The sequence below is a fragment of the Floridaenema aerugineum BLCC-F46 genome, assembly GCF_041929345.1.
In the GTDB taxonomy this organism is placed as follows: domain Bacteria; phylum Cyanobacteriota; class Cyanobacteriia; order Cyanobacteriales; family Aerosakkonemataceae; genus Floridanema; species Floridanema aerugineum.
On sequence record NZ_JBHFNQ010000224.1, the window covers coordinates 1 to 20,130 of the forward strand.

Here is a 20,130-nt window from a genome sequence, read left to right on the forward strand (position 1 = left end):
AGAAATTGAATGTATTGCCATGATTTAAAATAGGTACGTTGTTGGGCGGGGACGCGACTGGTTAGGGGGAGGGCCAAAAACGACAATTTAATTTTAATTTTTAAACAAAAAAAAAGTATATTTAAAGGAAAAATAAAACCAAAATGTCGGTTGTTCCGCTTCCGCGCTACAGACGCGCTCACGCCCAACAACGTACCTATTTTAAATCATGGCAATACATTCAATTTCTACTAAGACATCTTTGGGTAGACGAGAGACTTCTACACAAGCGCGTGCGGGGGCGGTTGCTTCATCAAAGTATTTAGAATAAACTGCATTCATGGCGGCAAAATCATTCATGTTTGCCAAGAAGACGGAGGTTTTTACTACATTTGACCATTTAGCACCTGCGGCAGTTAAAATGGCTTCTATGTTAGCCATAACTCTTTCTGTTTGTTTGGTAACATCATCCTTGTAGACAACATCGCCTAATCTGGGATCGATCGCAATTTGTCCAGCAACAAACAACATTTGTCCACTAGCAAGAATTGCTTGATTATAAGGGCCAACAGGCGAAGGGGCTGATTCTGTAAAGATAACTTTGCGATCCATTATTTCTACCTTTTTTCTTGAAGCTTCTGATTTATCTGTTTTTATATCAGAAGTCTGTTGTTTGTAACGTTTGCCATCTGGCATTATCGCACCAGTTAAGTCCGCTTCTTCAAGATGTACACCATCAATGTTTGCATTAGTCAAATCGGCCTTTTTCAGATTTGCTCCACTTAGATTTGCTCCACTTAAATTAGCTCCTCTGAGGCTGGATCTTTCTAAATTTGTTCCTTGGAGATAACTTTGGCTGAGATTTGCCTTTTCAAGATTGGCGACGCTTAAATCCATATCAGCCAGATCAATACCTGATAAATTAACTTGGCTGAGATTAACGCCTCTAAGGTTAGCTTGCTCAAGGCATACATCTTTAAGGTTTGCACCAGCTAGATTCGCTTGACTTAAATTGGCTCTAGTTAAATCTGCTGAGGTTAAATTTGCATTACTGGTCAAGTTTACTCTACTAAGATTTGCCTCAACAAATGAAGCTCCTATTAGGGATGTAGCACCTAAGTTAGCTGCTGTAAGGTTAGCCTTGTCTAAATTCGCCTGATTCATTTGGACACTCCATAACTTTCCCTCACTTAAATCAGCCTCGCTGAAGTCTGCTTGATTTAATTTCGCGTACCCCAAATTTACTTGAGCCATTTTTGCAGCTGATAAGTCTGCTCTTGTAAGATTTGCTGAGAGAATTAGTGCATTAGTAAAGTTTGACCCACTCAAGTTTGCTGCGCTCAAATCTGCTTGTTGTAAGTCTATTTCACTAAGGTCAGCACCTGTTAGCTCTACCCCACTTAGTATGACTTTTTGAAAATTCCGTTCACCTTTCGCGTATCTTTCTAACAGTTCTTTAGCATCCATAGCTCAAAATTCGATCGCACCCTAAAAAATAACACTTGCGATCGCTCCATCAACAAGTATTCCCATCCACACACCTAAAAATCTCTTCTCTTCCTTCTCTTCTCTTCGCGCTCTTTGCGTCCTTTGCGGTAAAAAAATTCTCTTCGTGTCCTTCGTGTCTAAGTGCTACGCACCGCTACGCGAACGTGGTTCAAAAAAAACTCTCTGCGTCCTCTGCGTCTGGAGCGGTTTAAAAAAATTACCCTAACCTGGGACGCAAACCATAAAACCGATAATGCCAGTAATCGCGCATAATCCGATCGTGATCGAAACAGAGATTATCTGGCAACTGCCAAAACTCAAAAACCCCCAAATTTTTCGCATCATCAGCAGCTTTTGGTTCCCCCTTACCCGTCGCAATAAACACCACACTTAAAGTGTGCTGACGGGGGTCACGATTTGGGTCAGAATAGACATGAAACTGTTCCACCAATTCTACTTTTACGCCCGTTTCTTCCTCAGCTTCCCTAACAGCAGCAGTTTCCACAGACTCGCCATAATCCACAAAACCGCCAGGAATAGCCCAACCGAAAGGAGGATTTTTGCGTTCAATTAAGATGATGGGACGTTGGGAGCGATCGATCAACTCAATAATGATGTCAACAGTAGGAGTAGGATTGCGGTAAGTCATCATGGATTTTCGATTTTAGAACCCTTGTAGAGACGTTGTATACAACGTCTCTACATTCTTTGAAAGGAGAGGTGTAATAGACATCTCCAATAACTCTTGTGGGGTAGGCATCCTGCCTGCCATAGATATTCTTTTTTGGAGAGGTGTAATAATTAGCCAGTTAACCACAAAACCGAGCATTCTGCCAAACGTCAGAGAAAAAACCTTTCGCGAGTCAGGTTTAAACGCAACTCTACCGTGATAATCTCACAGATATCCCATGCTTCACCTTTTTTAGGTAAATTATGCCGTTTCCTAGATCCAGTGGGGTTTTATTGCACCCTACATCACTTCCCAGTCGATTTGGTATTGGAGACTTAGGCTCAGAAGCCTATCGTTTTGTAGAATTTTTAGCTGAAAGCAGACAAAAACTGTGGCAAGTTTTGCCATTAGGCCCCACAGGATATGGTAACTCTCCTTATATGTGTTTTTCAGCGATGGCTGGGAACCCGCTATTGATTAGCCCGGAACGGTTGCGAGATGAGGGGTTACTGAGTGAAGAAGACTTTGGCGACTTACCAGAATTTCCTGCCCACAAAGTAGACTTTGAAAAGGTAATCGAAGTCAAAACTCCCTTACTGAAAAAAGCCTGCGAAAACTTTAAAAAAGAGACTTCACCAAAATCTCAACAGCGATTTAAATCATTCTGTACCAGTAAAGCTTATTGGTTAGATGACTATGCCTTTTTTATGGCATTGCGAGATGCACATGAAGGAGAAAGTTGGCATAAGTGGGAACCAGAATTAGCCGAACGAGATCCTGCTACATTAGCGAAGTTTGAGCAGGAATTAGCAGATGAAATAATCTACCACAAATTCTTGCAGTTTGAGTTTTTCCGCCAATGGTCTGATATTAAGCGATTTGCGAACGATCGCAACATCCAAATCATCGGAGACATTCCCATTTATGTCGCCCATGATAGCGCCGATGTTTGGGCACATCCCGAATACTTTTGCTTAGATGAAGAAAGCAAAGAACCCGCATTAATGGCAGGAGTACCACCAGATTACTTCAGCGAAACCGGACAATTGTGGGGTAATCCGGTTTACGATTGGGAAATTCTGCAAAAAGACCATTTTAAATGGTGGGTAGAGCGTTTCCAATCTTTACTAGACTACGTTGATATTGTTCGCATTGACCACTTCCGGGGTTTTGAAGCATACTGGGCTGTGGAAAGAGGCGAAGAAACTGCGATTAACGGTGAATGGATTAAAGCACCGGGCGAAGGATTATTCCAAGTAATTCGGGATAAATTTGGCAAATTACCCGTTTTAGCTGAAGATTTAGGCGTAATTACCCCAGAAGTGGAAAAATTGCGCGATGATTTTGAATTTCCCGGTATGAAGATTTTACACTTTGCCTTTGGTTCTGGTGCTGGTAATCCTTACTTGCCGTTTAACTATGAGCGCAACAGCGTAGTTTACACAGGCACCCATGACAATAATACGACGGTCGGTTGGTATGAGTTCCTTCCCGAACATGAAAAGCAAGGTTTACTCGCCTACATAGGTTGTGTTTCTTCCGAAGGTGTTCACTGGGATTTGATTCGATTAGCTCTTAGTTCCGTAGCAAATCAAGCAATCATTCCATTACAAGACATCTTAGGTTTAGGGGGTGCAGCAAGGATGAATGTTCCTAGTGAAGGCGTGGGTAACTGGGAATGGCGTTATTTACCAGGCGCTTTAACTTACAGAGAAATTGAACTCTTCAGAAAGTTAACGGAAACTTTTGGTCGTGCTTGATCAGATTTAGGGGATAAATAGGAGAAGGTTGAAGATTGACCTCTCCCCGGCATAAATGCACGGGGATTCTAAACTGTTGCTACACGGGAGGCTAAAGCTGTCCCGTTTCGCTTTTTAGTTTTGGTTTCCCAGATGAGAAATCTGGTAGCAAGGGTCAAAACTTGCCTACAGACCTTGACTAGGCACAAGCCTAATTGTGTCTCTACTTTGCGAAGAATGTTAAACTAAGCGTTTCTCTCACGAAGTACGCAACTACGTTGCTGCTTCTCAGGGGCTTTCACGCTCCCGATAAGTTTTGGTAAAATTTTCGACTTCTCCTCGACTATCCCCTATTAATTAGCTTTGAAAATCACTTGTTTGACGACTCCGGGATTTCCGAGTGTTTTGGCTTGTTCGTCATTATAAGCAACCATGACTCCCCCAGCATTACCAGCACGTAAAACGATCTCTTGTTTTGCTGAAAAAGTGCGCTGAGTTCCTTGGGAAAGCGTTCCTTCAAACTCTGTTTTGCCATCAATGACAACCCTCACCCAAGAATCAGATGTGACATTCAGACCAACTTTTACAGGTTCAGAACTGTTTTTGCCATCTTTCAAGCTGACAAGCGCTACGTTGTCTTTTGTTTGCCCTTGGTTAGAATTGGTAGGTTTTTTAAGAGTAGCTGGTTTTTCTGTTGGGGTAATCACTGCTTGTTGAGCAGAGTGATCTACCATTTGAGATAAGCTAGTTACCGCGAAGATAATCAATACCAGGTAAAACAGGTAAAGGTGAATTGGCTTTAACTGACCAGCTGGTATTTCTCCCCAAAATTTCCTTTTAGTACTGGAAACTTGCGCTGTGGGGAAGACGCTGGCGAATTCAGAGCCATTTAAACCGAGTGCATCAGCATAGCGTTTGATGAACCCCTTAATATAGACTGGTTCCGGTAAGGGTTCTAGTCTACCTTCTTCTATGGCATTGAGCATTCGGACGGGAACTTTAGTGATCGATGCTACGTCATCTAAAGAAAGGGCTTGTTGTTCCCGCAGGTGACGTAGATATTCACCCATTTCTGCTAGTTTTATGGCTCGTTGTTCTTCTAAATAAGAACTTAGATCTTCTCTTTTATTCGTCTTCATCAGCTGCATCCTTGACATTTACTAGCTCATCTACTCGCTAAGGTGGTTGGGTAAATATTTTTAACTTTTTTGTGCAAAGTTGTCTTCAAAGAAAACTCTACACTGATAACAGAAAAATCTACCCTGGATTTACCGACTTTGTAAAAAATTAATTTCTACATCCGTTAAATGTCGGTATTCTCCTGGCAAAAGTCTCTGCTTGGGTAACTGTAGTTGAATTGGGCCAATTGCGGTGCGGTGCAGCTGAATCACAGGATATCCCAGTTGTTCAGCTACTCGCCGGATTTGGCGATTTCTCCCTTCTTTTAAAATCACTTCTAAGAGAGTGTGATCGCCCTTAGACCCTGTTTCTAAAACCCTGATTTGACAGGGTAAGGTTTTTTTGCCCTCTAGGATAACTCCTTCGCGCCACATTTGCAGAATATTTTCTGGCGGTTGACCTTCTACCCAAACTTGGTAGGTTTTCGGCATACTATGACGGGGGTGGGTGAGGCGGAACGCCAAATCGCCATCATTAGTTAATAGTAAGGCTCCTGTAGAATCAGCATCTAAGCGTCCTACTGGATAAATTCCCTGTCCTCTTTGCAGTGACGCGGGTAATAGATGAAGAACAGTGGGTCGTCCTTGGGGGTCGCTACAGGTGGAAACTGTTCCAGCTGGTTTATTGAGTAATAAGTAAATCTGTTGGGGACGATTAGTAGATTTAATCAATTTATCGTCTACGGCGATCCGATCGCTCAAGGGGTCAGCTTTTTGTCCCAAATGAGCAATTTCGCCGTTAACACGCACTCGACCTGCTTGGATCATTTCTTCTGCGTGACGACGGGAGGCGATTCCCCACTGTGAAAGTAACTTTTGCAGCCTTTCCATACTTAATTTTGACTGCTTTGCTAACTGGTTTTTCCAGAATCAGTAAACTATGTACAAATATTACATGAAAAAATGTATCGTCATAGGTGGTGTTTATGTTCGATCTCCCGGCAAATGAGGTTCAAGGGACACAGAGTGCGGAGAACTTGCAAAAGAAACGCAGTCGAATTATTAGTAAGGTGTTGTCACCTGCGGTAAAATTGTGGCTGCGATCGCAAGTGGAACAAGTAGAAGACCTGCAACTTCAGATTGCGGGGGGCGATCGACAAATCTTATCTGGTTACATTCCCAAAGTAACACTTTTTACGAGTCGCGCTGTATACCAAGGTTTACATCTGCAACAAATTGGGCTAATTGCCGAAAATATTCGCGTTAACTTGGGTCAAGTAATCAAAGGTAAACCCTTACGTTTACTAGAACCAATTCGCGCCCAAGGTGAGTTACTCTTATCTGAAGATGACTTGAATGCTTCTTTAGAGAGTGAATTACTCATCAGCGGTTTAAATGAATTTTTCCAATTGTTACTCAAAGCAGCAGGTACAAATTCCCCAACTTTCCCAAATCAACAGATTCATTGGCAAACAATTACAGTTGATGGCAATCAGATTCATTTAAAAGCCTGTTTGCTAGATAGTAACTCTGAGATCGCAATTAGTACTGGTGTGAGAATTAGCGATCGCAATCAATTACATTTAGATAATCCCCAAATCCAAGGAGACTTAGGCTTAAATTCCCCTAATTTAGCCAGCTTAACCATAGACTTAGGCGCAGATGTAGATATTCAAGAACTCACCTTAAGCAATGGTCAACTAATCTGTCGAGGCAGCATCTCAGTAACTAGTGACTAGGGACAAGGGGACAAGGGGACAAGGGGACAAGGGGACAAGGGGACAAGGGGACAAGGGGACAAGGGGACAAGGGGACTCTTTAACTCAAAACTCAAAACTCAAAACTCAAAACTGCTCCGAGAGCTCCCCTGCCCCTGGAGCCCCTGGAGCCCCTGGAGCCCCTGGAGCCTCACTTCGGCAGCAAAGGTAAAAGGAGAGTGACAAAATAGTAGACTAAGGGAGCGGTGAAAACGTAGCTATCGGCGCGGTCTAAAATTCCGCCGTGTCCTGGGATTAGTTGACCTGAGTCTTTGACACCTGCATCGCGTTTCATCATTGACTCGGTGAGATCTCCTAACAGACTAGCAATACCAATTAAAAGACCATTAGCGACTCCGGCGATCGGCCATAAATGCCAATTAAGATACCACGCTCCAGCTACAGCTACTGCTACACTAGCACTAACGCCAAAAACTGCGCCTTCTACTGTCTTTTTCGGGCTAATGTGAGACAGACTAGTTTTACCAAAGAATTTACCAATAAAGTAAGCACCAATGTCAGCTGCCCAAATACAACTAAAGGCGAGTAATGTAATGATCAGTCCTTGAGGCCAATCTTTAATGTTTGTCCAATTTTCGGGCCAATAGCCGCCTAAGAGTAAGTTACTACATTCTGCTTGACCAAGAGAACGTAAGCGTACCCAATAACTAGGCAAATAACCACCGTAAAATAGTCCCAAGATGGAAGTTGAAATATCAGCAATAGTGGCTAATTTGGGCTGAAATAAGAGATAAAAACAGATAAAAGTTCCGGCTACTGGTAATACTGCATCAGCTAGAGTGGAAGAAACTGTAGCTATTATCAATAATCCTATACTAACTGCGAGTGTAGTTTTAGCTGCGGGAGCAATTCCGGTGGCTCGTACTAGTTGAAAGTATTCTAACAGACCTAAATAAATGATGATGCAAAAGCAAAGGGTGAAATACCAACCTCCGAGGAAAATCATTCCTAAAGCTAGGACGATCGCAACAATTCCACTAAGTATTCTAGGCCAAGACATGAGACGTGCTTTAAATTTTAGATTTTAAATTTTAGATTTTAGAGTAGATGAAAAATCTAAAATCTCTTTGGTTTTACTCTAACTTTTCGCCACTGAGGATAAAAATCGGATCGACAGCAGCGAATGTTTGATGATTTCCTCGCTTCTCCAGACGGTTAACAGCTGATTGTACAACTTCTATATTCCGTACTTGTAACTGAGCAAAGGTTTCAGAGACACTGTAAAGGGTTTCCAAGTTGCCTGCTGTAACTACAACTCTGCCTTGGTGTGGCAAGTAATGCCACACTTCAAACAGAATATCTTTAATTGGGCGACCACCTTCAATGCAAACTCGATTGGGTCGTGCAGGTAAGTCTTTGAGACATTCAGGAGCGCTTCCTATGATTATATCTACGTTGGGGACACTGAAGCGATCGCAATTCCGGCGAATTAATCCTGCTACTTCCTCATCTCGTTCGACAGCAATAATCTTACCCTGTGGACAAAGTAACCCAACTTCTACGGGGATTGTACCCGTCCCTGCGCCAATATCCCACAAAATTGTGTCGGGGATGAGACGCAGATGAGAGATTAACAACAGTCGCACTTCTCGTTTGCTTAGGGGAATGCCCGGTAAGCGATCGAACAAATCGTCTGGGATTCCTGGGGTAATATAAGGCCAGATTGGGGAAGGCATAGCAGGGGCAGGGGGGCAGGGGGGGCAGGGGGGCAGGGGGGCAGAGGGGCAGGGGGGCAGGGGAGAAATTTCTTAGGAGAGGTTAGTGCAATATTATCATTTATTGCTAGATGGGAATTGGGATTGAGATATTAAGAATTAATGCTTATTAGGTGGGTGGCAAATGCGATCGCTTCGGCAACTCTAGAAATTTTACCTTCTATGCGAGCAATTTGAATTTCTGTGAGTAATTCGCCAAGTTTTGGGCTAGGGTTGAGGTTAAGTTCTCTAATTAAATCATTGCCAGAAACTAGGGTAATGGGATGGGCAACTTGGTCATCAGGATTAAGATAACGGTTAATTAAAGGCGAAATAGCATCTATTGAAATTCCGGTAGCTAAGGCTGAAACTGCCACAATGGGAAAAGCTTTTCCAGCTTCTCGAAACAGAAAATATTGCTCTCTTAAAGACATTCCATCAGGTAAAACTTGCTTTAAATGCAACTGTGGTAAAAGTTTCAATATCGTAGTTACAGCTTTAATTTCGGCGCGACTGTAAGAGAGTTTTTGTAATTCTGCTTCTGCCAAAATCGGATCGGTTGTAACTAAACAAGCGAGTTTGGCAAGACTTAACCAAGGAGTTTTGATAGTATCACGAATTGGTTGAGAAAGTTCTGTTTCTAATTGAGGCCAAGTTTTTGCTAATGTGGTAGCTGCCCAGTCAACGGCGACAAGTTGGCGGAAACTTTTTTCTGTGGCGTGACTCAACCAAATATTAATTAATCCATCTTCCCAAGCAGCGGTTAACCAGGGAATTCCAGAGGAAGAATTAAGGAGATAACCTAATTCTACTCGGACTCGTTCAGCTGCAACTGTACCAATTAAAGGTGCGATTTCTCGAATTACGGAACGAGTTTCTGGTTGAATAGTAAAACCTAATTGGGCAGCTTGACGATATGCTCTTAATAAGCGCAAAGGATCATCTTGCAGATTAGCAGGGGAAACCATGCGGATGAGACTTTGCTTTAAATCAGTGTAACCTTGCAGGGGATCGATGAGTTGGTTGGTGTGGGGGTGGTAGGCGATCGCATTCATGGTAAAATCCCGTCGCCGCAAATCAGTTTCTAACGAGTCTCCTTCTTGCTGGGCGAAATCAGCGGTAGCATGGGGAAAAACTACCCTAGCAATTTGTCTTTGGGGATCTAACAAAACAAACCCAGCTTTGTAGTGAGTGGCGATTTTGCGGGCAACCTTCACGGCTTTTTCCGGGATAATAAAATCCAAATCCAAATAATCACGTTGTCTCCCCAAAAGCGCATCACGTACCGCACCACCTACCATGTAAGCAGATTCCGGCAACCATTCCAAATCGAAAGGCCAATTTTCGGGAGACAATGCCGAAAATTCTGTCTCTGCGTTCTCTGTGTCTCTGTGGTTCATGCTAATTTTTTTAGATTAAGATAATCGCAACAAAAATCAACCAAGGGACTAAGCGCGAACTTACTTGCCTAAGCTAGATTAACAAAAAAGCCACTGGAGAAGACGCTATGTGTATTTGCGTTAACTGCCATTATGTCGATCGCTGCATAACCTACCACGCCGTAGAAAAGCAGCATGAGGTACCTCACCTCACAGAAGATCCCGACTTTGAACCAATTGAACCCAGTATCAATGTTAACATTCGTCCTCGACAAGATTATGTCGAAATGGAATGGGATGTTGTGGGCTGCGTTAGCTTTAAACAAGAAATGGGTAAATGGGCGAGGTTACGTCCTGGTGAGTTAGTACCAACTTGAAGCGGGGGAAGGGGGAAAGCATTGATCCAAACCCTTCTCCTTTCACCATTTATAAAAAACAAAAGGGTTCATTTTCACAGAACCCTTTTGGATTTATATATAGACAATTTTTAGATGCAATTTTATATCCCTGATGAAATTTTCTCCAATACTTCTGAAACTGCTTAATTGTGAAAATTAACCAGCTTTACTAACTTTACGACGACGAGATGCTACTAAAGAACCTGCTACTAATCCTAACCCAAGCAAGGTTGCTGGTTCGGGTACTCTTTGCCGCAATACAGGATTGTCATTCAAGCGTCCGATCATTTTAAAGTCTGGGCCATTAAAACTGCTTTCGGTTCTAATGCGAATACCAGCCGCAGAAGTAACTCCCAATTGACTGAGGCTAATTCCCCATCCACCTACGCTTTGTGCGCCACTAATTTCTGTGGTGTCAATGCTATAGCCAAGATCGGTTTGATTTTGGCGATTGAGTTGCAAAAAGTTACCGATCCGGTTGCCTCTTTCATCAATAGCTTGAATAGCTAAGTCGCTATTTCTACCCCGTTCAAAAACAAAGATACTATCCAATCCTCTGTTATCTTCCTGAAGTAGGTAAGTGAAGAATAGGTTCATTTCAAAGGAACCTGTATCTTCAGTATCAATGATGTTATTCAAGTTAGTATTACCCAAGTAGGTGGCAATTTCAGGCATTGTTGGGTTGTTAATACCAGATACTTCTAAACCATTGGGTCTGCTGGCATTGTCGCCTCTGTCTGTGCTAGCTGCACCTGTGTTGTTGTTGAAACCACCTTGACTAGCATTGGCTGTTTCTCCTGTTCTGCCAGTTAAATTAATTCTGTCATTAGAAAGAATATCGCCTTTGGCTTCATTAATCAAGTTAAATTGATTAAAACTGACACCATTTTGAGTAATATATTGCAACCAAATATCTGCTTTAGGGTCAGTGCTTTGGCTAACGCCTACCGAGAAAGAAGCAGCTTGTGCGGTGGTGGAAATAGAAAGAATTGTTCCGCAAGCAATGCCGAAAATTGTAGCTGTATTTTTAAGTTTCATTTTGTTGCTCCTTCGGAGGTTTTGAGTTGAGTAAGAGTGTTTATTTCCTGATTTTTCTGATATTTTTCCTGAACTTTAAAGCTAAATCAGTTAACTGACTCTGGTTTAGTAAAGTAACCAATACGCAGAATTTAATTTCCTACGGAATTCATTGGGGATTCACACATAACATAATTTTAAGCATAAAAAATCAAATTTACAAGCAGCAAAAATGAATTTTACATAATTTTAAATAACTGACTTATAGAAAATAATTGCTGATTTTTTTTTATAAGTATTTACCTGTAATAATTTTAAAAAAGGACTGATACTATGGAGAAAAACCTATATTTATCCTGAAACTATCTAGGAAAATATGGAGAGTAAATTTAAGTTGTTAGGTTAACTAATACGGCATTTACTCGGTGAAGGAAGGTACGGGATCGGTTTTTACATTACTGGCTGAGAATTAGGCATAGTAATCAGTAAGTTTACAGATGATATTTGTGATAGATCTGAAAATTTAGGTGATGATTTATTGATGAAACCAAAACAGATAAAAACAAAGAGGTACTACTTTAAGTGTGTACCTCTTTGTTTTCCTCAAGAAGGGAAGTAGATGGGAAGTTTGTTAAAAGTTTTTGCTGAGTTGACGACGGCGAAATGCGGCTAAAGAAGCAGCTATTAATCCTAAACCAGCGAGGGTTGCAGGTTCAGGTACGCTTGCTGCTGGACTCGATCGCGCCATCACCTTGAAATCAGGGCCTCTGTAAGTCGAATCTGCAAAAACTTGGATACCCGCAGCAGATGTTACTCCCAAGTCGCTGAGTTTAACTCCCCAGGTTCCTACTCGTTGTGCCCCAGCAATTTCTTGTGTGTCAAGGCTAAAGCCTGCATCTTGTTTAGCATAGCCGTCGAGCCTGAGAAAGTTACCGATCGTATTGCCGTTCGCGTCAATTGCTTGAATACCCAAGTCGCTGGCATTCCATTCTCCAGCGCCCCGTTCCCAGAAGAAGAGGTTATCTAAGCCTGTATTATCCGCGAAAATAGTTTCTTGGAAGAACAGGTTCAATTTCATGCTTTTACCATCTTCAACATCAATAATGTTGTTGAGGTTGGTGTTACCCAAATATGCAGCGATGTCATCACCTGTAGGGTTATTCAAACCAGATACTTCCCGACCACCTGGTGCGGTAGCATTATCGCCTCTGTCTGTGCTAGCAGCACCAGTGTTGTTAACCGAGAGACCTAGTTCTGGATTGGAAGTTTGTCCAGGTAGTACATTACTGATAGAGGTATTGAAGACAATAGTAGCTCGGTTGACCAAATTAAAATCGCTAAATGTAGTGCCATTCTGAGTAATGGAGTTTAACCAAATATCAGCGTTTGGGTCTATTGTTTGGCTAACGTTACTGGTAAAACTGGCAGCTTGAGCAGCAGTAGAAAAAGCTAAAACTGTGCTACAAGCCAATCCTAGAAAAGTCGCGGTACGTTGTAATTTCATTTTGTTGCTCCTTATTGTGCTTTACACAATCAATATGATGATAATGTGGTTTTTTTTATTTTGCGATCTGGATCTTTGCTAGTTTTAAAGAAAAAAATTAAAACTCAATTTTATTTATTTGGTGGGGAATCATGTATCTGGATTGAAGGTGGTTTTTATAATTGATTCCATCTAGTTCTATACTACCCATTCCTGTTCGCCAATTACCAATAATCAATGAGAACTTATTCTTTACTTTAAAATTTCCTTGGCTCCTTAAGTAATAACAAAAATTTAACTATAGCCAACTAGTGTATTTAGTTAATTAACGGCAGAATTTCTGGTGAAATGAGGATTATACTAGAAGTATTACAGAGACTTTTTGCTAAGAAAAATTTGTTGACTGGTTGAATTCATGGAAAGGTGTACAGAGAAGGCGGAATACGGTTTGGGTATTCACAGTAGTAGCCCGGAATTAGGCATAATTATCAGTAATTTTACTGATGATAGTCGCTGTCAAACTTGGAATTTAGGGCATGATTTATCTACGCACTTGCATCAGTATTTAGCCGGATTTATCCAACCACAATCTTGGTCAGACTTAGCTTTTATTGCGGTGGCGAAAGGCCCGGGTAGTTTCACGGGTACGCGCATTGGTGTGGTGAGTGCCCGGACGTTGGCGCAACAACTAGATATTCCTTTGTTTGCTATTTCTACTTTGGCAGCGATCGCTTGGTCGCATAACTCAGAGGACGATCGATTAGCGATCGCAGTTCAAATGCCAGCCAGTCGCGGCGAGGTATTTGGCGCAGTTTATCAAAAATCTGTCAACGATCTAAAGCAGGTTGAATTGTTACCAGATACAGTAATGAAACCGGAAGCTTGGCAACAAACTTTGGCAAATTTGACTTATCCCTACAAATTAATTGAAGTTTCCGGTAACATGGGTGCGTCGGTTTCTGATTTGTTAGAACTGGCATATTTGAGTTGGAAAGAAGGGTTACGTCCTCATTGGTCGGAAGCTTTACCTTTTTACGGTCAACATCCAGTAGAATAAAGCTACATTAGATCCCCGACTTCTTGAAGAAGTCGGGGATCTGGGTAGACCAAAATTTCCCGGTTAAAATAACTGCGGAAGTTAGTAATAAAAGTGGTGTTAACCAATCTCCCCAACGAACATATAAGGTTTTAGTTTGGCGACGATAAACTGTGTCGGCGTGAATTTGATATGTTTTAGTTTGGGAGATCCATTTAGTTTTGCCATGAGGATCGACAATAGCAGAATAACCTGTATTGGTGGCTCTTACTGCCCAGCGATCGCTCTCTATTGCCCGTAAAACATCCTGTGCATGATGTTGAAATTGCATGGCAGCATTATAAGGATCGTTGTTAGATGATGTGAGAATAAATTGACCTCCTAAAGCTGCTTGGCGTTGAAAATGTCGAGTAAATGCTGAATCATAACAAATACCGACAATGGCGCGACCAAAAGGTGTATCAATTATTTGATTAGATACACCCGGAACTTGATCTGATCCGACTGCGGAAACTTGGGGAAATATCCGCCCTAAAATGTCTCGAAAAGGTACGTATTCACCAAAAGCTACTAAGTTTACTTTGTCGTAACGGCTGAAAATTTCGCCTGTTCCTGTAACAGTAAATAAGCTATTCGTAAAACTATTTCCTTGGCGACGATGTGCGCCTACCCAAGCTACTACATTTTCGTCCAAAATAGCTTGATAAAAAGGGTTATTTAGTGATGGTGGGTCACTCCATTGAGATGATAAAGCGCCTTCTGGGGTTAAAACTGCTGCTACTCCTTGCTGTGCTAAATTGCGATATCCGTTGGTATATCTGATTAAGGAAAGGCGCAAACCTTCGGGAGTAAATTTAATTCGGTTGGCAATATTACCTTGAATAATTCCTACTTTTAAAGCGTTGTTTGGTCGATCGTTTAATGGTTGGCTGTAAATTCCCCATCCTATTAAATGGGAAGTAATTAGTAGTGCGATCGCACTACTCAAATAACCTTTATGTAATGATTTTGTCTGTGATTCGCGGGAGATAAAAACTTCAGCTATTAAACCATTTACGGCGACAATTACGGCGTTAATTGTATTTGGGCCAGAGATTTGACTGAGATGTAAAATTGCTAAATTATGGGGACTTTGGGTAAAGGATAAGGAAGTCCACCAAAAAGGGCCTGCACTCCAAATATATTCCAGAACGCACCAAAGAGTTGTACCGATTAATACGCGAATTAAACCGTTGGGAATGGGGGATTTATGATTGGCAATAAATTGGAAAATTGCCCTGTTACCAATTGCCCAAATTGTTACTAAGACACTGCCCCAAATTGTAAATAATAGTAGTGCGCCGATCGCGATCGCTAAACTCAAAATCCAAGGAATTCCCAACCAAGTTAAGGGATGAAGTTTGATTATCCAAGATAGAGTTAAGCCATGATAGCCAATTGCCCAAAGTATAGCATAAAGGTAAAGAGTTTTTTCGGATTTTTGGCTTTTTACTGTAAAAATCCATAAGGGAATTAAAGCGATCCAAGCTAAGGGCCAAACACCGAAAGGTGCGGCTGTCATTCCCATTAAAATGCCACTGATGAAGCTAATAATTAAACGCAATTTGGTGGAATTTTTCATTGAATTTAAGCGAACTCAGATCCCCGACGAAAGCAGAAGTTGTCGGGGATCTAGGGATATAGAATTATTCAGCTTCTTCTTCTTCGCCATTGGTGGGAGGAACTAGGGCGACAGCTGCGATCGCATCATCCTCATCCAACCTTTGTACTCTTACACCTGTGGCATATTGAGATTGGGAAGGAATAGCATTCACAGCTTGACGAATAATAATTCCTCGCGTTGTTACCATCATCAATTCATCATCTTCATTGACGATTAACAGTGAGGCTAATGTATCATTCTGTTTGCGGAATTTAATCGCAATTTTGCCTTTTGTTGCCCGATTGTACAACTTAAATTGGGAAACAGGCACTCGTTTTCCGTAGCCGCCATTGGTGACTACTAACACCCAAGGCCCTTGTGTTCCGTTGAGTACTTCTTCTCCATTACTATTGGTTTCTTCAGCCTCTAATTCTGGTTCAGTTTCGCTTACTAGGGCAATGTTAGCAACAATTGAACCGGGTAAAACATCCATGCTAATTACTTCATTACCATTTTCTAATCTCATTGCCCTTACGCCTCTAGTAGCCCGACCTAAAGGACGCAATTGATCGTGATCTGCTTTGAAGTGAATTGCCATTCCTTGACGCGATCCAATAATAATACTATCTTCAATTCTGGCGCGTCTAACCCAGCGTAATTGATCGCCTTCTTCCAAAGAAATCGCAATTAATCCATTTGCCCGAATGTTACTAAATGCGGAAAGTTGGGTTTTCTTAATGTAGGCTTGCTTGGTTAACATTACCAAGTATTCATCGTTGCTAAATTCGGCTACCGCTACCATCGAGGTGATTTTTTCATCGACGGGAATTGGTAACATTTGGACGATCGGAACGCCTCTAGCAGTACGCGATGATGTGGGAATTTGGTAAGCTTTTAAGCAGTAAACAACGCCTTTATCACTGAAGAACAAAACGCTGTCGTGATCGCAACAGGTGAGAAAATGTTCGACGACATCATCATCTTTCATTTTGTTAGCTGCTTTGCCACGAGTTCCCCGACTTTGCGCTTCAAAGGTACTCACTGGCATCCTCTTGATATAACCTTGTTCAGTTAATAGAATCAAGGCTTTTTCATTGGCAATTAAATCGGTGTCGTCGAGTTCACCTTCGGCGTGTTCAATGACTGTTCTTCTGGGTGTGGCAAAGGTGGTTTTTAGCTGTGCTGCTTCGGTTTCAATGATTTCTAAGATGCGTTCTCGACGTTGCAATATGTCGCGCAAATCAGCAATTTTGGCAACTAATTCTTCATGTTCTTGGCTAATTTTTTCGGCTTCTAAAGCTGTCAAACGCCGCAATTGCATTTGTAAGATTGCGTCAGCTTGGGCATCAGAAAGTCCATAATTTTCGATCAATTCTTGGCGTGCGGTAGGTGCATCAGCAGCGTGACGAATTAATTCGATAATTCTATCTAAGTTGGCGAGGGCAATTAACAATCCTTGTAAAATGTGATCTCTTTCTTCGGCTTTTCGCAGTTCGTATTGCGTGCGTCTGGTAATACATTCAATGCGAAAGTCTAGAAAGACATCGAGGAATTGTTTTATGGTTAATAGCTGGGGTTCGCCATTGACTAGCGCCAGCATATTTGCGCCAAAGTTTGCTTGTAATGGGGTTTGTTTGTAAAGGTTATTGAGGACAACTCTGGGGTAAGCATCGCGTTTTAATTCGATGACGACTCTCATGCCATCGCGATCGCTTTCATCCCGAATATCTGCTATTCCTTCTAGTCTTTTATCGTTGACTAATTCGGCAATTTTTTCGATTAATGCTGCTTTGTTTGTTTGGTAAGGTAATTCAGTAATGATGATTGCTTCTCGATCGGGTCTGCCACGATGTTCAATAGTTTCAATATTGGCAACTCCCCGCATCGTAATTGAACCACGTCCAGTGGTATAAGCTTCTTTAATTGCTGAAGTTCCTAAAATTTGTCCACCTGTGGGAAAATCAGGGCCAGGAATATGTCGAATTAACTGAATATCGGTAATTTCTGGATTATGAATTAGAGCGATCAAACCATCAATTAATTCTCCCAAATTGTGTGGGGGAATGTTAGTTGCCATTCCCACTGCAATACCAGATGAACCGTTAAGCAAAAGTTGGGGAACTCTGGCGGGTAAAACTACGGGTTCTTGTTGAGAACCGTCGAAGTTATCGGCAAAATCAACGGTTTCCGCTTCGATGTCCCGCAGCATTGCTTCGGTGGCGAGTGCTTGCAAGCGACATTCGGTGTAACGCATTGCTGCTGGTGGATCGTTGTCTACCGAACCGAAGTTGCCATGTCCGTTGATCAGGGGCGATCGCATGGAAAAGTCTTGCGCCATCCGCACTAGCGCATCATATACCGCTGTGTCCCCGTGAGGATGGTACTTACCTAACACTTCCCCTACCACACGGGCGCACTTTCTAAACGGGCGGTCTGGGGTGAGTCCCAATTCGTGCATTGCATACAGAATGCGCCGATGTACTGGTTTGAGACCATCCCTAGCATCTGGGAGTGCCCGCCCTACAATCACGCTCATTGCGTATTCCAGGTAAGACCGGGACATCTCGTTCCCTAAATCTGTGGGTATAATCCGCTCCTGGGAAGTGGTCATACGGTGAAAAACTCCAAAAATGTGAGATATATGTTGCTAAAATGCAAGTAATTGAAATTTCAGCTAAATTGAGTTTCAATAATGCCGAAATACCATTAAAATTCTATCATATTTTGCCGTTTTTGGTTGAGCAAAATTAACTTTTCCTTTAATCTGGTATGGTTTTCCTAGTAGTTAAATAGTTACTGACTTTCTAGCTGACTATTTGTTGTTATGAATTAGTTTGATTATTGGCGATCGAATTTTCAAAGATTTAGGCTTAAATTAGAATTTTACCGGGGCTGATTGACTAGATTATTTTGAAATAATTAGGCAATCGAGCGGAAATTGAAGTGTTAAAATTACAGCCGGGGATTGGGAAGTAAAAGGAAAAATACAGCAGCTTGTTTTAGGACTAGTAAGCCAGCGATATTCAAAAATTTGTTACTAAATGAAATCAGCTTGCTGCACCTGTGCTTCTATATTGCTAAGGTGGAAAAAATTCCTGATTGTTTACCTACTAGAAAGTATGTTGCCTGTAATTTATTCTGATGAGTTTTTGTTACACGATACTGGTTCATTTCATCCAGAACGTCCGCAACGCTTAAGTGCAATTGTAGAAGCTTTGAAAAATGTGCCATTTGCTGAGTTGTTAAAGTGGCAATTACCAACACCAGTAGCGGAAAGAGATGTGATGCCTTGGTTGCAAAAGGTACATTCTCAGGAACATATTGAAAGAGTGGAATTAATTGCCAAACGTGGTGGGGGGAATTTGGATGGTGATACTCCGGTTTCTGCTGCTAGTTATGATGTGGCGTTGTTAGCTGTGAATGCTTGGTTGGATGGAGTCGATCGCGTTTTGGCAACGGGAGATCCGGCGTTTGTGTTGGCGCGTCCACCGGGACATCATGCAGAACGCGATCGGGGAATGGGTTTTTGTTTGTTTTCCAATGCGGCGATCGCAGCTTGTTACGCTTTGTCACAACCGGGAATTAAACGAGTGGCTATTTTAGATTGGGATGTGCATCACGGCAATGGCACACAGAACTTTGTGGAACATCATCCTAAATTAGCTTATTGTTCGTTGCATCAGTCGCCTTGTTATCCGGGAACAGGTTATGCAAATGAACGGGGAGAATATAAAAATGTGTTAAATATTCCTCTACCTCCGGGTAGTGCTATTGCAGAATATCAAAGGGCATTTGAATCGGAAGTAATGCCATTTTTATCGATTTATCGCCCAGATTTGCTCATTGTTAGTGCTGGATATGATGCTAATGCTGCCGATCCTTTAGCCAGAATTGAGTTGCAACCTGATGATTTTGCCATCTTTACAGAGTATTGCTTAAAGTTAACTAGGCGGATTGTTTTTGGTTTAGAGGGAGGTTACGATTTAGCGGCTTTGGCTGAATCTGTAGTGGCAACAATTGAACAGTGTTTAGTTTAGTAAAGTGGGCATTTTTATTGAGCAGAACTCATAACTAATCAACTAGGGAGGAGATTACAGCCGTGAAGTACCAAGAAATCTTTGATGTAGATATTACTAGCAAACAAAAACTGAGTCCAGAAGAGGCTGTGGCTGCGATCGTCATGGTCGCAGTTTACGCTAATGGTCAACCTTCAAAAGAGGAAAGCGAGGAGGCAATTAATATCATCAATACTCAGGATATCTTCGATAGTTACTCAGTTGATGAGTTTCAGGAGATGATCAATAAAATTACTAAACTTTTAAATGAGGAGGGAATTGGGGTTTTATTTAGAACCGCAGTGGCATCTATTACTGATGATCTGGCAGAAATTGGGTTTCAAGCAGTGGCAGAAATGGTGTTAGTCGATCAGAAAATTGATGAGGATGAAGAAAGTTTCTTGTCTCAGTTAGCGGCAGCTTTGGATATTTCGGAAGATGTGGCGCAGGATCTGATCGATGAGTTAATTGATGAGGAGGAAGAGGCGTTTTCTTAGAGGTTGTTTGCGTTAGCACTGTTGTAATTAGCAGAAATTTAAGCCAGATAACTGACAAATTCAGTCTGTTAATGCTGGCTAGTTTCCCATATTTAAAAATTGCTCAGTACCAATATCCGCCTGCGAATCAATTCGCAGGCTAATAGCAAAAGTCCTC

At 41.8% G+C, this 20,130-nt stretch carries 17 protein-coding genes; 6 read left to right on the plus strand and 11 right to left on the minus strand.

Annotated elements, in window-relative coordinates:
• Positions 1-201: 201 nt before the first annotated feature.
• On the minus strand, positions 202-1,446 hold the full coding sequence (locus ACE1CC_RS31540) for a Rid family detoxifying hydrolase (RefSeq protein WP_413274394.1): 1,245 nt from the start codon (positions 1,444-1,446) through the stop codon (positions 202-204).
• 238 nt (positions 1,447-1,684) lie between these two features.
• On the minus strand, positions 1,685-2,116 hold the full coding sequence (locus ACE1CC_RS31545) for an NUDIX domain-containing protein (RefSeq protein WP_413274419.1): 432 nt from the start codon (positions 2,114-2,116) through the stop codon (positions 1,685-1,687).
• Positions 2,117-2,400: 284 nt separating this feature from the next.
• Here ACE1CC_RS31545 and malQ point away from each other — a divergent pair, with 284 nt between their 5' ends.
• On the plus strand, positions 2,401-3,897 hold the full coding sequence (malQ, locus tag ACE1CC_RS31550; protein ID WP_413274395.1) for a 4-alpha-glucanotransferase: 1,497 nt from the start codon (positions 2,401-2,403) through the stop codon (positions 3,895-3,897).
• A 332-nt stretch (positions 3,898-4,229) separates the two neighbouring features.
• Here the strand turns inward: malQ and ACE1CC_RS31555 are convergent, their stop codons facing one another.
• Complete coding sequence (locus tag ACE1CC_RS31555; protein WP_413274396.1) at positions 4,230-5,015, minus strand: helix-turn-helix domain-containing protein; 786 nt, start codon at positions 5,013-5,015, stop codon at positions 4,230-4,232.
• A 129-nt stretch (positions 5,016-5,144) separates the two neighbouring features.
• The gene (locus ACE1CC_RS31560; protein ID WP_413274397.1) at positions 5,145-5,885 is read right to left on the minus strand and encodes a pseudouridine synthase; all 741 of its coding nucleotides are present in this window, start codon (positions 5,883-5,885) and stop codon (positions 5,145-5,147) included.
• Between the two features lie 95 nt (positions 5,886-5,980).
• On the opposite strand from ACE1CC_RS31560, the gene ACE1CC_RS31565 reads away from it, so the two are divergent.
• Positions 5,981-6,733: an LmeA family phospholipid-binding protein gene (locus tag ACE1CC_RS31565; RefSeq protein ID WP_413274398.1), complete on the plus strand. Its 753-nt coding sequence runs from the start codon at positions 5,981-5,983 to the stop codon at positions 6,731-6,733.
• A 169-nt stretch (positions 6,734-6,902) separates the two neighbouring features.
• Here ACE1CC_RS31565 and ACE1CC_RS31570 read toward each other — a convergent pair whose 3' ends face one another.
• The 3 genes from ACE1CC_RS31570 to ACE1CC_RS31580 form a co-directional block, all read right to left on the minus strand.
• A complete protein-coding gene (locus ACE1CC_RS31570) occupies positions 6,903-7,772 on the minus strand; it encodes a phosphatidate cytidylyltransferase (protein WP_413274399.1) in 870 nt (289 codons plus the stop codon).
• A gap of 73 nt (positions 7,773-7,845) precedes the next feature.
• A complete protein-coding gene (gene cbiT, locus ACE1CC_RS31575; RefSeq protein WP_413274400.1) occupies positions 7,846-8,448 on the minus strand; it encodes a precorrin-6Y C5,15-methyltransferase subunit CbiT in 603 nt (200 codons plus the stop codon).
• A gap of 131 nt (positions 8,449-8,579) precedes the next feature.
• Positions 8,580-9,866 (minus strand): tRNA nucleotidyltransferase/poly(A) polymerase family protein, encoded by a 1,287-nt coding sequence (locus tag ACE1CC_RS31580; protein ID WP_413274401.1) that lies wholly within the window; start codon positions 9,864-9,866, stop codon positions 8,580-8,582.
• Positions 9,867-9,973: 107 nt separating this feature from the next.
• On the opposite strand from ACE1CC_RS31580, the gene ACE1CC_RS31585 reads away from it, so the two are divergent.
• Complete coding sequence (locus ACE1CC_RS31585) at positions 9,974-10,222, plus strand: Ycf34 family protein (protein WP_413274402.1); 249 nt, start codon at positions 9,974-9,976, stop codon at positions 10,220-10,222.
• A gap of 177 nt (positions 10,223-10,399) precedes the next feature.
• Here ACE1CC_RS31585 and ACE1CC_RS31590 read toward each other — a convergent pair whose 3' ends face one another.
• Positions 10,400-11,281 carry an exosortase-dependent surface protein XDP2 gene (locus tag ACE1CC_RS31590; protein ID WP_413274403.1) on the minus strand — a complete coding sequence of 294 codons (882 nt, stop codon included), beginning with the start codon at positions 11,279-11,281 and terminating at the stop codon, positions 10,400-10,402.
• Between the two features lie 610 nt (positions 11,282-11,891).
• Complete coding sequence (locus ACE1CC_RS31595; RefSeq protein ID WP_413274404.1) at positions 11,892-12,764, minus strand: exosortase-dependent surface protein XDP2; 873 nt, start codon at positions 12,762-12,764, stop codon at positions 11,892-11,894.
• A gap of 394 nt (positions 12,765-13,158) precedes the next feature.
• On the opposite strand from ACE1CC_RS31595, the gene tsaB reads away from it, so the two are divergent.
• Positions 13,159-13,800 carry a tRNA (adenosine(37)-N6)-threonylcarbamoyltransferase complex dimerization subunit type 1 TsaB gene (gene tsaB, locus ACE1CC_RS31600; RefSeq protein WP_413274405.1) on the plus strand — a complete coding sequence of 214 codons (642 nt, stop codon included), beginning with the start codon at positions 13,159-13,161 and terminating at the stop codon, positions 13,798-13,800.
• 7 nt (positions 13,801-13,807) lie between these two features.
• On the opposite strand, the gene lnt is transcribed toward tsaB, so the two are convergent.
• On the minus strand, positions 13,808-15,400 hold the full coding sequence (gene lnt / locus ACE1CC_RS31605) for an apolipoprotein N-acyltransferase (protein ID WP_413274406.1): 1,593 nt from the start codon (positions 15,398-15,400) through the stop codon (positions 13,808-13,810).
• A gap of 64 nt (positions 15,401-15,464) precedes the next feature.
• Positions 15,465-18,032: a DNA gyrase subunit A gene (gyrA, locus tag ACE1CC_RS31610; RefSeq protein ID WP_413274407.1), complete on the minus strand. Its 2,568-nt coding sequence runs from the start codon at positions 18,030-18,032 to the stop codon at positions 15,465-15,467.
• 508 nt (positions 18,033-18,540) lie between these two features.
• Here gyrA and ACE1CC_RS31615 point away from each other — a divergent pair.
• On the plus strand, positions 18,541-19,458 hold the full coding sequence (locus ACE1CC_RS31615; RefSeq protein ID WP_413274408.1) for a histone deacetylase family protein: 918 nt from the start codon (positions 18,541-18,543) through the stop codon (positions 19,456-19,458).
• A gap of 62 nt (positions 19,459-19,520) precedes the next feature.
• Entirely contained in the window at positions 19,521-19,973 is a 453-nt protein-coding gene (locus ACE1CC_RS31620; protein ID WP_413274409.1) for a tellurite resistance TerB family protein, read from the plus strand.
• The last annotated feature ends 157 nt before the right edge of the window (positions 19,974-20,130 follow it).

Excerpts from the sequence above, each read along its gene's own strand:
- malQ (WP_413274395.1), top strand. The coding sequence starts at position 2,401 with ATGCCGTTTCCTAGATCCAGTGGGGTTTTATTGCACCCTACATCACTT.
- ACE1CC_RS31580 (WP_413274401.1), bottom strand. The coding sequence starts at position 9,866 with ATGAACCACAGAGACACAGAGAACGCAGAGACAGAATTTTCGGCATTG.
- tsaB (WP_413274405.1), top strand. The coding sequence starts at position 13,159 with ATGGAAAGGTGTACAGAGAAGGCGGAATACGGTTTGGGTATTCACAGT.
- cbiT (WP_413274400.1), bottom strand. The coding sequence starts at position 8,448 with ATGCCTTCCCCAATCTGGCCTTATATTACCCCAGGAATCCCAGACGAT.
- lnt (WP_413274406.1), bottom strand. The coding sequence starts at position 15,400 with ATGAAAAATTCCACCAAATTGCGTTTAATTATTAGCTTCATCAGTGGC.
- ACE1CC_RS31565 (WP_413274398.1), top strand. The coding sequence starts at position 5,981 with ATGTTCGATCTCCCGGCAAATGAGGTTCAAGGGACACAGAGTGCGGAG.
- ACE1CC_RS31595 (WP_413274404.1), bottom strand. The coding sequence starts at position 12,764 with ATGAAATTACAACGTACCGCGACTTTTCTAGGATTGGCTTGTAGCACA.
- ACE1CC_RS31570 (WP_413274399.1), bottom strand. The coding sequence starts at position 7,772 with ATGTCTTGGCCTAGAATACTTAGTGGAATTGTTGCGATCGTCCTAGCT.
- ACE1CC_RS31585 (WP_413274402.1), top strand. The coding sequence starts at position 9,974 with ATGTGTATTTGCGTTAACTGCCATTATGTCGATCGCTGCATAACCTAC.
- gyrA (WP_413274407.1), bottom strand. The coding sequence starts at position 18,032 with ATGACCACTTCCCAGGAGCGGATTATACCCACAGATTTAGGGAACGAG.
- ACE1CC_RS31555 (WP_413274396.1), bottom strand. The coding sequence starts at position 5,015 with ATGAAGACGAATAAAAGAGAAGATCTAAGTTCTTATTTAGAAGAACAA.
- ACE1CC_RS31540 (WP_413274394.1), bottom strand. The coding sequence starts at position 1,446 with ATGGATGCTAAAGAACTGTTAGAAAGATACGCGAAAGGTGAACGGAAT.
- ACE1CC_RS31560 (WP_413274397.1), bottom strand. The coding sequence starts at position 5,885 with ATGGAAAGGCTGCAAAAGTTACTTTCACAGTGGGGAATCGCCTCCCGT.
- ACE1CC_RS31615 (WP_413274408.1), top strand. The coding sequence starts at position 18,541 with ATGTTGCCTGTAATTTATTCTGATGAGTTTTTGTTACACGATACTGGT.
- ACE1CC_RS31590 (WP_413274403.1), bottom strand. The coding sequence starts at position 11,281 with ATGAAACTTAAAAATACAGCTACAATTTTCGGCATTGCTTGCGGAACA.
- ACE1CC_RS31545 (WP_413274419.1), bottom strand. The coding sequence starts at position 2,116 with ATGACTTACCGCAATCCTACTCCTACTGTTGACATCATTATTGAGTTG.